The 12,854-nt window shown below is 32.5% G+C and carries 5 protein-coding genes; 4 read left to right on the top strand and 1 reads right to left on the bottom strand.

What is annotated here, in order from left to right; translation table 11 throughout:
- Positions 1-25 precede the first annotated feature (25 nt).
- Positions 26-3,106, bottom strand: a complete 3,081-nt coding sequence (locus Q4Q35_RS02735) for a glycoside hydrolase family 2 TIM barrel-domain containing protein (protein ID WP_303276394.1) — start codon at positions 3,104-3,106, stop codon at positions 26-28.
- Between the two features lie 725 nt (positions 3,107-3,831).
- On the opposite strand from Q4Q35_RS02735, the gene Q4Q35_RS02730 reads away from it, so the two are divergent.
- The 4 genes from Q4Q35_RS02730 to Q4Q35_RS02715 all read left to right on the top strand — a co-directional run bounded on the left by Q4Q35_RS02730 (position 3,832) and on the right by Q4Q35_RS02715 (position 12,852).
- On the top strand, positions 3,832-5,358 hold the full coding sequence (locus Q4Q35_RS02730) for a sulfatase family protein (RefSeq protein WP_303276393.1): 1,527 nt from the start codon (positions 3,832-3,834) through the stop codon (positions 5,356-5,358).
- Between the two features lie 32 nt (positions 5,359-5,390).
- Positions 5,391-7,538 carry an alpha/beta hydrolase fold domain-containing protein gene (locus tag Q4Q35_RS02725; RefSeq protein ID WP_303276392.1) on the top strand — a complete coding sequence of 716 codons (2,148 nt, stop codon included), beginning with the start codon at positions 5,391-5,393 and terminating at the stop codon, positions 7,536-7,538.
- 582 nt (positions 7,539-8,120) lie between these two features.
- On the top strand, positions 8,121-10,205 hold the full coding sequence (locus Q4Q35_RS02720; protein WP_303276391.1) for a ricin-type beta-trefoil lectin domain protein: 2,085 nt from the start codon (positions 8,121-8,123) through the stop codon (positions 10,203-10,205).
- Positions 10,206-10,674: 469 nt separating this feature from the next.
- Positions 10,675-12,852: a T9SS type A sorting domain-containing protein gene (locus Q4Q35_RS02715; RefSeq protein ID WP_303276390.1), complete on the top strand. Its 2,178-nt coding sequence runs from the start codon at positions 10,675-10,677 to the stop codon at positions 12,850-12,852.
- The last annotated feature ends 2 nt before the right edge of the window (positions 12,853-12,854 follow it).

Below are 12,854 nucleotides of genomic sequence, written 5' to 3'. Positions count from 1 at the left end.
ACAGCATTGCGTTTATTAATTTTATTTAATTGATTGAAATCTCGTCAATTAAAAGTTTTTTATTGTTTAGTGTTTCTAATTTTATGGTGTTAGCTCCACGATCTATTTGAATAGGGATTTTTACTTTATTCCACGAATTTCCTAGATGGTTTGTATTAGGTAAAAAGAGTTTGTTTTTGATTACTTTTCCATTCACAGTCAATTTGATATGATTTCCAGAAGCATTTTCTATGTTAGAGCTATAGCGAATGAATAAATTTGCTTTACCAGCACCTCCATCATTTTCTTGATACCATGAAATAGATGCGTCTTTTTTAGTTAGGGATACAAAACCTTTACCGTTAAAATTCGTTCCTTTTGATGATATTATTGCGTTATTTAAGGTAGCTTCTTCAGCTTGTTCTCCAATTAAAATATTGCTTCCTATTATTTTATTCCATGTAAACCCTTCATTTTTTCCGAAAGTCTCTACTAAAATTTGTATTGGTTTCCCGTCAACAACCACTAATGCTTTTACTGTAGTTTCTATGCTAATTTCAAAACTACCATTATAGAGCGTTGATTTCTGTGTTGGCGTATCACCATTTGTTGTGTAGAAAATTTGAGTTTTGGGAGTGATTTTATCACCTCTTAAATTGATGATTTTAGTATCTATACTTATTTTATTAGAGGTAATTAGTTTCTTTTCTCCTAAAATACAGCTCGCTAACAAGTTGATACTTCCCGATGAGTTTGTAGGTATAATGTAAGCGCGAGTTAATCCATAAAATGCTTTTCTATGATTAGGCCCTACATGCTGTTCTACATCTACGGGACTTCCATTATCTAAAGCTTTTATTTTACCAGAACCTAATACATTAAAATACGTTCTGTTTTCTCCATACGGATAAAATGTTCCTTTATTGTCTGTAGTAGTAACACGAACTTGTACAATATCATCCGTTTTATTTTCTAGAGGATCTCCGTCTATAGATAATTCAATAGAAGAAGGCGTATTAGCTGTTTTTATAATTTTTTCAGAAACAACAGTTCCGTTTTTGTAACCTATAGCTTTTAAAGTTCCTGGTTGCCATTTTACCATCCATTGGCATTGCATGTTTTCCCAGTTTTTCCCTGGCTTTTGTTTTCCTAATGATGTGTTATTAAAGAACAATTCCACTTCATCACAATTAGAATACACCCAAACAGGAATTTCTGTTCCTAAAGCCATTTTAGGATGTGTCCAATGCGGTAATACATGTACCATTGGTTTAGTGGTCCATTGGCTTTGATATAAATAGAATAAGTCTTTTTCGAAATTTGCTAAATCTATAGCACCTCCCATAAAAGCTCTAAAAGGCCAGCCTCCGTGTACATAGCCTGCTTCTCCAATATAATCATGACCTGTCCAACGAAAAGATCCTGCATAAGCAGGAATATCACGAAGTTGTGCTATGTTTAAGCGAGAAGATACTCGTACTGTAGCATTATCATAGCTTGAATTAAAAATTTGTTTTCTGTTTTTTCTATCAGCTTCTTCGGTCCAATCGTGTGTAAAAACTTCTTTTTCTGTTAAATCCGCAATGGCATAAGGTCTTTGGTTTTTGTTAGGAAAACCATCTCTAAACCAAGTTTTAGTTCGGTAATAACCTCTTACTTGCCATGTATGCGTGTTTTCTGTACCAATAAAAACTTTTCCTTTTTGTTTGGTTTTCAAATTTTCTAAATACCCTTTCTTTTCACTACTTCCGTTTACTCCTAAAACATTCATATATTCCGAACCAGAATGTCCTGATGTTACTGGGCGTGTAGGGTCTAAAAGGTTACAGGTAGCAACTAAATCTTTACCTATAACTCCTCGTGTTTCATTACCAACACTATAAATAACTATTGATGGATGGTTTCTATCTCTTTTAATCCAATCGGTTAAATCTTGTTTCCACCATGTATCAAAATGATGTGCTCCGTAGTCGTTTTTAGCCTTTTTCATCCAACCATCAAAAATCTCATCCATTACCAGCATGCCTAATTCGTCGCATATATCATAAAAATCGGGTGTTTGCGGATTGTGGGCTGTTCTAATAGCATTAACCCCCATGTCTTTTAATTGTTGAATTCTGAAACGTAAAATTTTATAGGGTACAGCAGCTCCTAAAGCTCCAGCATCTTGGTGGTTACAAACGCCTTGCAGTTTTACGTTTTTGCCATTTAACCACATGCCTGTTTCTGCTTTCCACTCAATATCTCGAACACCAAATTTTGTTTCAACAACATCTACAACTTTTTTACCCCTAAGTAATTCTGTTTTTAGTGTATATAAATATGGGGTTTCAGTTGACCAACGTTTCGGGTTTTCGATATGTAATTTTGTTTTGACTAGTAAATCTTTCTCTAATTTTATTTTGTCTTTAGTAGAGACAACCGTTGTCCCATTTTCATCAATAATAGAAGTAACTAGCTTGGCGTTTTTGCATTTTTCGTCTTTATTAAACAGATCTGTTTCTATAAATATATTTTCTCCTTCTGTTCTTATAAAGATGCCATCTCTATCAATGTGGGTATTATTTTTTATGTCTATCCAGGTATGTGCATAAATACCACTTCCTGTGTACCAACGCGCCGAAGGTTGTTTGTTATTGTCAACACGAACTGCAAAAGTGATGGTCTCAGATTTTTGTGCTATATCGCTAATATCATAAGCAAAAGAAACCCATCCATAAGGTCTAGTTCCTAGTTCTTGTCCGTTTGCCCAAACGGTACTATTCATAAAGACACCATCAAAAGCAATTTCAATATGTTTTCCTTTCCAATCTTGAGGAACGGTAATGGTTTTTCTATACCACCCATAACCTGCTGGTAAATAACCACATTGTCCTCCCATGGGATTATTTTCATTATACGCACCTTCAATACTCCAATCATGGGGCAGATTTAAGGTCTTCCAAGAAGCATCATTAAAACCAATTTGTTCTGCACCAGGTATATCTTGTTGAATAAATTTCCAATTCGCATCAAAACTAATTCTATCTATTATGCTGTTTTTGGGATTGTTGTTGTTAAACCCTGATAATGCTAAGCTAAGAGCAAAAAGAAGAACGAAGTTCTTAATGCGTATTGTTTTTTTCATATAATGTAAATGTTATGTGTTTTGAAATATATTCAAATATATTAACTTGAATGTTTCTTTGCGTACCAAAAACCACCTACATATGTTGCAAAATAGGCAAAACAAGTATTTGCAACATATACATTCTTTTGGTGTTTGCATTCTTGCGGTAAGAATAAATGTTAAAGTGATTATATAATGGTATTTCAGTCTTAAATTTATGCGTAGATTCTAAAGATACTTAATCGCTTGTTTCATATTAATTGTTTGCTTTTTTAGGGGCTATTTAGTCAAAAAGAATACACTAGAAATTTAAAGTGTTTTATATCTTTTTTTGTAAGAAAAACACTTAAGCGAAACATTCTCCTCCCTAAATTGAGAAATTAAACCAGATCAAACCTATTAACTTTGTAATTAGGCTATAATTAAGTTTTTATAAGAAATAAGTTATACGAAACAGATTATGTTATTAGGATGATATTAGTTTTTTTGAGACTCAAAAGCATAAATTAAATAAAAATGAAAAACCTGCTCTAACCTTTTTTGTGCTAATGATTTCTGTGATTGTAAGTGCTCACAGTTGCTCCAGACTTACTGTTTGCAAGATTATTTAAACGTACGAAAGCAGACTTTAAAACCTTTAACGAGATATACAATATGGATATTATCAGTTAGAGGTTTTATAAGTGCTGTAACAATAAATAATGAATATTTGAATGTGCCTTTGTATTTAGAAATGAAAAAAAATGAGAAATACATTTTACAGATTATTAGTAGTAGCTATCATATTTGTGAGTTTTAGTTGTAAAAACAGTACAAAGGAATCACAAACTGCTGTTGATACTAAAAATAACAAACCAAATATTATTGTCATTTATTTAGATGATTTAGGATATGGTGATTTAAGTTGTTATGGAGCTACTGAGCTTCAAACACCTAACATAGATGCCTTAGCAACTGGAGGTGTGAAATTTACCAATGGATATGCATCTTCAGCTACTTGCACACCAAGTCGTTATGCTTTGTTAACGGGGGTGTACCCTTGGCGAAATAAAAAAGCAAGAATATTAGCAGGTAATGCGCCATTATTAATAGATACAAAACAACAAACGTTACCCAAAATGCTATCTAAAGCAGGGTATCAAACAGCTATTATAGGAAAATGGCATTTAGGCTTAGGTTCTGGGTATGTAAACTGGAACGAAACGATTAAACCAGGCCCTAATGAAGTTGGTTTTGATGACTCTTATATTCTAGCTGCTACGCAAGACCGTGTGCCGACAGTATATATTGATAATGGCCATGTTGTTGGCTTAGACAAAAAGGATCCTATTGAAGTTGATTATAAAAAGAATTTTAAAGGAGAACCTACAGCAAAATCTAACCCAGAAATGCTAACTATGACATGGCATCATGGACATAATAATAGTATTGTAAATGGCATTCCAAGAATTGGATATATGAAAGGTGGTGAAGCTGCAAAATGGAGCGATATAGATATGGCTGATCATTTTTTAGAAAAAGCAAAAAACTATGTAAAGACACATAAAGACAAACCATTTTTTCTTTACTATGCCATGCAGCAACCTCATGTACCTAGAACACCGCATCCTCGATTTGTTGGAAAATCTGGTATGGGACCAAGAGGTGATGTTATTTTAGAAGCTGATTGGTGTATTGGTGAATTTATGAAAACATTAGAAGAAGAAGGCGTTTTAGAAAATACATTAATTGTATTTTCTAGTGACAATGGCCCTGTTTTAAATGATGGTTATTACGATGAAGCTGTAGAGAAATTAGGGAATCATGATCCTAAAGGTGGTTTACGTGGTGGTAAATACAGTCTTTTTGAGGCAGGTACACGTGTGCCCTTTATTACTTACTGGAAAAATCATATCACACCAAATGTGTCTGATGCTATAGTATGCCAAATAGATTTATTGGCTTCCTTAGGGAATCTTGTAGGTATAGATGAGAGTACAACAGATAGTAAAGATTTACTCAACACCTTATTAGGAAAATCTCAAAAAGGTCGTGATCATTTAATAATTGAAGCTAAATCTCATACTGCTTTGCGTAGTGGCGATTGGATTATGATTCCGCCATATAAAGGAAATACTATCAATAAAAAAGTAGGGATCGAAACTGGAAATTCTTTAGAATACAAACTGTACGATCTTAAAAACGATATTGGTCAACAAAAGAACTTAGCAAAAGAAAATCCCCAAAAGTTAAAAGAAATGATTCAAATTTTTGAAGGGTTGAAACTATAGAAGCATTCTCTTTTTCTTTAAAATAAATAATTATGAAAAACTTAAATGCTCTTATTTTTGTATTTGTATTATCTAGTTTGGCCGGATTCAGCCAAACAAAAGTAGTACTATTAGAAAATGCTAAAGGCATTGTAGCAGATAATTTAGGATCTGTAACGCTTTGGGAAAATCAAATTGATGGCTACCCAGATGCCACACAGAGTAATACTAATCTTGGAGCTGAACAATCTCATGAAACTTACCCAGGAAAAACTACTGTACGTTTTAATAAAGATGGTTCTTTTCTTAAAATAGAAGGAAGTGGAGCATATGTTTCAGATAAAACTTATAGTATATTTTATGTAGGTAGTGTGCTTGATCAAAAAAGTGGAGATAAAGAAGCTTCTTTAGTGAGCAACTATAGCATCCCTACCTGGAGTTCTGTTACAGGAATAAGATTGGTTAGAACTTCTGATGGTAGAGTTTGCTTAGACTACTCTAAGACAGGTAATTATAGGCGTTTAACATTAGGGACTGTTCCTATAGATGGATTTTTCTTTTTTGGTTTTAAAATAGATGCAAATGGAAATTACAAGTATTTTGACAATACGTCTCCTATTATTACTGTAGGCAAAATTAATGATACTATGATCACCAGTAATGATGGTCTTAGATTTAATCTTTTTGCTATTAAAGGAGATGCAAAAACTTATTCTCATACAGAAATGGTGGAGTTTTCATTGTATGACGGTACCCTTAATGATACTGATTTTCAAAATGAATATAACCGTTTGGCAACTGAATATAGTGATTTAGTGATTCCTGAATTTTCTGTTAGAGAAGTTTTACCCGAAGACAAAACAGGATTATCTGTTGATAGTCCTATTTCAATTATATTTGATCAACCTATAGATGAAACATCAGATTACCCAAAAGTTTATGTAAACAAAAGTGACACAGAAGCTGCTGGAATTTGGACTCTATCTCCTTCTAACGTTCTTACTTTTACTCCATCTGAAAATTGGCCAAATAACGGATTGGTTTCAGTACAAATACAAGATGGTCTAAAATCTACTGATGATCTTTCAATTGCTTTACCTAAAGGAAATACTTATAATTTTATAGTAGAGGCTGAAAAAACTTTTGAATATGTAAGTTATCAACTAGACGAACCTATAGCTACAGTAGATTTTCCTATTGTAGGACATGAGTTGCCTTTAAGGTTAACAACTCCAGTTATTAATGAAAACACTACTGAAAAGTTTCCTGTACATATATGGGTACATGGAGGTGGATGGGCTGGTGGACGTCCAGAGTCTTCTGATGCTTCTTATTCTCCTCATGGAGAGTATTTAGCAGAGAACTTAGGTGTTGCTTCTTTAGGCGTGTCTTACAGATGTTCAGGTTCTAGTGGAACTTTCTCTTTAGCATTAGAAGATGTAGATACAGCCTATCAATGGGCTTTAGAAAACGCTGAACAATATAATTTTGATATGACAAAAGTGTTTTTTAGCGGAGGTTCTGCAGGTACACCATTAGCTGCATTGATAGCTCAACGGTATGAAGGCGTTTTAGGATTTATTGGATTCAATGGTATTTATGATTTTGTAAATGATGCAGGAGACTTTGGTGTAGGTAATTGGTATAAACAAAATATACCAAGTGAAGCAGCGAATTCTCCTATTTTTCAATTGAGTGATACACCCCCTGCAGTAATCCTGATGCATGGTGATGCAGATACAACAATATCGCACAAACAAAGTACTTTATTTGCAGATGCTATAAACGCCAAAGGTGGAGATGCAGAAGCTGTAATATATCCTGGAGAAGTTCATGCTTTTTTTAATCCAGGTAAGCCTGCATATGAAGATGTTTTAATTGAAATGGTTGGATTTATAAATAGAATACTTGATGGGCAAAGTCTAAGTGTTACAGATATTATTAATAATAGCGATAAAATAAAAGCGTACCCTAATCCTGTTAAAAAAGGCGATAATCTTCAATTAAAATCAAATTTTAATTCTGAAAAAGTAGACGTTCAAATAATGAATCAACTAGGACAGATCATATTGATTAAGAGAGTTTACACTATTGAAGATAATATAATTAGTATTGAAACTAAGGCATTTAAAAGTGGCATTTATGTTTTAAAAATATCTGTAAATCAAACTTCAAATTCGCTAAGATTTATTATTAAATAATCAAAAATAGATATTGTTTCGTTTTTTGCTTTAGAACTAAATAGATTAAGAGTATGAACTTGAATAGAGCAGTTAAACAGAAATGTTGAAATTATTTACTCATTTGTAAATAATGAAAGAAAATGGGTTATATTGTAATAAAACCCTGTAATTTTATTTCAGTTACTTTAGTTTCTATAAACTTTTGAGACATCTTATAATAATGAGATTCCTCTTCGTTAGCTACGCTATATACATTCAAGTAAAATACATTTTACTTTCTGTAGCATTCGGAATGACAAGCTATTCTCAGAAAAGAATTTCATTCTTTTGTTTAAAACTATGGATTTCAAATCCATGGTTTGTTAACGCATACTTCTGTAAACTGTTAAATACATTTAATGTCATCTACAGGGAAATATTTATCATTTTTTGTAAATATTCAAACAGAAAATATAAAGTACGCTACAATCATGTAGTAACAAATTCACCCCTAAATTGAGATTTTTACTTCATTTAAAAATATTTACTTTAAAGAGTATTTGTATTTATTATCAATATAATACAAAGTATAATTATAAACTAACTTAAAATTTACCCAACATGAAAATTAAACTAAAATTACTTTATTTAATGGTCATTTTTTTTACCATTAACAACAATTATGGACAAACTGTTAATAAAGCGACTATAAATCCGCTCGAAAAATTCGGTAGGGTTACAAAATACCATATGTTAGATATGAATCATAACCCTGGATCTTTAAATAATATCGGTAATGCAGAAACAGCTTTTGGTGAAGCTAAAATGAACAGCCTTAGAGTTCCATTATATTGTGGCGATTATTATGGTGGACATCCAGAAGAAGGTGTGGTAGTAGAAAGTGTTTACACAACTGTTTTAGAATCTATAGAGAATGCTAAAGCATCTTATAATGGTACTGAACCTTTTATGATTTTTGCAGGTCTTAAAGTAAATACTTCTGATAAAGCAGAATATTTTCCTGATTGGGTAACAACAGAAGAACCAACTGTAGCTAATCCTTTAAAATATGCACAATTAGTTGTTGATTTTATTGAGTTTATGCATGGAAAAGGACATACAATTGATGCTTTTGCTTTTGATAAAGAAGCTGCTAGAATGGATGTTGAAGATTTTAAGATAGCTGTTGATGAATTAAAAGCAAGAACAGCAAGTCTTGGTTATGTTGTACCTAGAATTGTGGCTCCAGAATTATATAAGCCATTAGGAGAAAATGGGCCTTTAGATGAATTATACGACATTAATGGAGAAGATAGATTTGATGTATTTGGGAATCACTATTACCTAAATCACCATAATGCAACCAATCATCCAGATTTAAAATACGAATATGAACTAGCTCAAAGTGATAAATATCGTGAAGCATGGGCTACTGAAGCGCATTGGGATAAAATTAGGTGTAGTTTAGACTATGAAAAAGAATCAGATATTTGGACTTCCGAACTTGCTATTGGATGTATGTTTGATTGGACTGATCTTGGGTTAGATTTAGTAAGCTGGTGGGATTATCCTTTATCTGGAGGTAATTCACCAAGACATTATATAATGAGAGCTTATACTGAATCATTGATTGGTTCACAACCTATAAGAATGTTAGATCATGATGGAGAAGAAGTAATAAGTAGGTTGAAACTTCATAGTAGAGCATATATAAGAGATAATGAAGTAAATGTGTTTTTTATCAATGCTGTAAGCCCATGTAATACAAGTTTCACACCACCTTTTTACGAAGAATACCCTGTAGAAATTCTAGAAGGTTTTACAATTGATGGTGATATAAGTGTAACACGATGGGATGATGATGATCAGCCTGCAGGAGAATCTTTTATTATAGAATCCGTAGAAGAGAATCAGAACCAATTTTTACTAGACATACCAACAGGTTCATTTACCCATGTTTCATTTAAGATAAATGAGCCTAAACCTAATAGGGTCTATATCGATCATGTTGCTACAAATGTAAGATTAAGAACTAATGATGCTGCTACAGATGTAATAACTTCAGGAACAAATGAAACTGGATCGAAAGGATTTTGGGATATTGTAGATGCAGGTAATGGTTATTATTATGTACAAAATGTTGCTAATGGAAAAAAGTTACAAGCAATGTCTACTACTTTAAATGATGAGGCTTCTGTTAGAATCATAAATTCTTCGTTTACTGGTAATTTGGTACAATGGGAAATGATACCTATAGGAGATAACTGGTTCATTCAGAATAAACAACTTAACACAAGATTAAATATAAATAACTCTCAAGAAGTTTCAGTAGGTCAAAGTAGTTGGAATGGTCCATTTGTACAGTGGAAATTAACAGCCGTTGATGAAAATAGCCTAGGATTTGGTAGCCAATCAAAAAGTTCTAACTCAAAAGAAATTGAGGTTCAAGCAACATCGAAACTTACATTTCCAAGTCTAATTAATTCATCAAACCCTAATTTTGAACCACTAACATTATTAGAAAACAGGTCTAATTATACTTTGAATATTTATGGTTTAGATGGGAAACTTATATTCACAACATCCAATATGGAGGAAGCATGGATCCCATCAGGAAAACAAAAAGGGATTTTTATTTTTCAAGCCACTTATATAAACGATCAAAATATTAAATCTATAGAAAGAGGGAAAATTGTTGTTCAGTAGTATGTCATGTAACATTCTAAAATAGTGTTACAGAATTAATAAATAATAAGGTAGTGATTTTAGATTGCTACCTTTTTTGTTTTTATATTCTTTTGAGTTTATTCTGTTTGTAGACTTGCAACAAAAAGTAGGACAAATTTTAAGACCTAAGTTACATTTTTTTTCATAAAGCTCTAAATAGATATTTTAATGACTTTAGTTTTTAGAACTAACAGATTATAAAGTAAAATACTGTTTTCAATAATTTGATATTAAAAATAGTGAATATTGATAAAATTTATCAACCAGAATTGATAATTAACTAACGATCGATTAATGTAAATGTTTTTTTGATAAAAGGTAATTCTTTAAAATTTTAGCAACAAATAGACACCTTAATTGAGAATTTTAATTCCCTTGTAAACACTTACTTTGTTTTAGAGGTAGATAAAAACTTGTTTTTAAGTGTTAAACTAAAATTTAAAGATATATGAAACTAAAATTACTATATGTAATAGCTCTTTTTTTTGTTGTTGAAAGTTTCTCTCAAACGAATACTTGTGGAATAACAGTAGACAACACATTTGATGAAGCAGGAGCTTTACCATCAGATTGGACAGAATACAATACTTCTGGAAGAATAACAGTTGAATCAGGTAAGTTAAAATTTAATCACAATATTTATAAGCCTTCTGTTTTTCATGATTTTACACCAACATCTGAGAATTCTACTTTTTCTTTTGATGTATTAGCTTCTCGTGCTGCTTTAAATTGTCAAATACACCTAATTTCATCTACAGGAGAATATTTATCTAGTATTGGTTTAGGTCTTGGAACTGCAAAAATAAAGTATGCCGCAGCTATGGCAAATGGGGTTCCGAGCAGTTTTACAGAAGGAGCACCAGCAATAAGCTTTCCAGCAAACACGCCTTTTACAATTTCTACTCGGGTAGACTTTACTACTAAAAAAGTTGAGATTTATGTAAATGGAGAATTAATGACTACAGATATTCCTTTTTTAGAAGAAGCCGAAGACATAGCTAAAATTGATATTCAATTGCTTTACATGTACAATAATAATGGTCAAGTCTATTTTGATAATATCTCTTTGTTAAGTGGAGCTGAAAATCGTTTATTATTAAAAACTAATGTAAATGCAGCAGAAAACATACTCACTTCTGCATCTATAGGTACTATTTATAATCAATATCCGCAATCTGCTGCCGATGCTTTTCAGTTAGCAATTGATAGTGCTAATACTGTACTTGCTAATTGTGATTCAGCTTCTAGTGCAATAGATAGTTCAATTTCAGAACTACAAACTGCACAAGATATTTTTATTGCTTCCAGAGTTAATGATCCGGTTCTTAAACTCTATGATGGTTATAATTTTTCAGGAGAAGAACACGAAGTTTATTGTGGTTATTACAATGGTGGTTTAGGAGATTATGAAGATTGGGCGGTGTCTTTTACATTAGAAAAAGGATATATGGCTACTTTTGCGCAAGACATCAACGGATTAGGTTTTAGTAAAGTATATATTGCTCAAGATGATGCTCTAGAAATTAACTTGCCTGCTGACTTGCAGCGTTCTATTTCATTCATACGTGTGAGTCCTTGGTTTCCTGTAGGTAAAAAAGGAAGCTTAGGAGGAGATATAAAATGGAGTAGCGCAGATAATTATAACACCACTTGGCACTATAGCTGGGGCTTAAATGACCAGCAGTCAAGTGGAGTTGAATTTGTCCCAATGTCGTGGAGTAAGGGTGATAATTGGACATCGCTTGAAAATATGGAAGCAATTGGACAGAATATGTCTTTCAATCATCTCTTGGCTTTTAATGAACCTGATAACATACATCAATCAAACTTAACGGTAGAAGAGGCTTTAGAAGCTTATCCAAAACTATTAGCTTCTGGTCTTAGATTAGGAGCTCCAGGTGTTGAGAATGTACAATATAGTACAACAAATGATTCGTTTAATGACGGCGCTTGGATTAAAGAATTTATGGACGCGTGTATAGAACGTGGTTACCGTGTCGATTTTATTCCAGCACATGACTATGTACGTCGTTCAAAATCTGCATTTTTAGAGCGCTTCAAAGGTCTTCATGACCGATATGGTCTTCCAATATGGGTAACAGAGTATAACTATGGTAACCCCAATTTTGGATCTGCAAATCTTACAGTAGAACAAGGTTATGCTAATATAAAAGGCTTGACTGAAGTTCTTGAAGGAGCTGATTTTATCGAGCGCTATAATTGGTATTATTTCTTTGGACCAGCTACAGGTATAGGTGGCATGAACAATGGGGAACTGAACATTACTGGACAATTCTATCGAGACCTTGATTCACGAGTCCCTTCATATATTCAAGAAGTATATGAACAAGGCGTGTTAAGTACAAGCAATTTTAAAAAAAATAAGCATGATTTATTGTTGTACCCTAATCCAGTAACCACGCCAATACTAACTATTAATTATGTGGAGTTATCGGTTTCAAACGATGCAGTTGTTAAGTTATTTAATGCCTATGGACAAGAAGTGATGATAAAGGTTGGCGCACCTCATCAAATAGATGTTTCTAATTTAAGTAATGGTTTTTACTTGGTTAAAATAACCTCTGAAGATGTTGATGTGACTAAAAAAATTATTATTAATAAATAATA

Origin of the sequence: Flavivirga aquimarina (assembly GCF_030540835.1) — a bacterium.
GTDB lineage: Bacteria > Bacteroidota > Bacteroidia > Flavobacteriales > Flavobacteriaceae > Flavivirga > Flavivirga aquimarina.
This window is presented reverse-complemented; position numbering and strand designations above follow the sequence as displayed.

Bases quoted from the DNA above. Each gene is read 5' to 3' on its own strand.
- Q4Q35_RS02735 (WP_303276394.1), bottom strand. From the start codon at position 3,106: ATGAAAAAAACAATACGCATTAAGAACTTCGTTCTTCTTTTTGCTCTT.
- Q4Q35_RS02730 (WP_303276393.1), top strand. From the start codon at position 3,832: ATGAGAAATACATTTTACAGATTATTAGTAGTAGCTATCATATTTGTG.
- Q4Q35_RS02725 (WP_303276392.1), top strand. From the start codon at position 5,391: ATGAAAAACTTAAATGCTCTTATTTTTGTATTTGTATTATCTAGTTTG.
- Q4Q35_RS02720 (WP_303276391.1), top strand. From the start codon at position 8,121: ATGAAAATTAAACTAAAATTACTTTATTTAATGGTCATTTTTTTTACC.
- Q4Q35_RS02715 (WP_303276390.1), top strand. From the start codon at position 10,675: ATGAAACTAAAATTACTATATGTAATAGCTCTTTTTTTTGTTGTTGAA.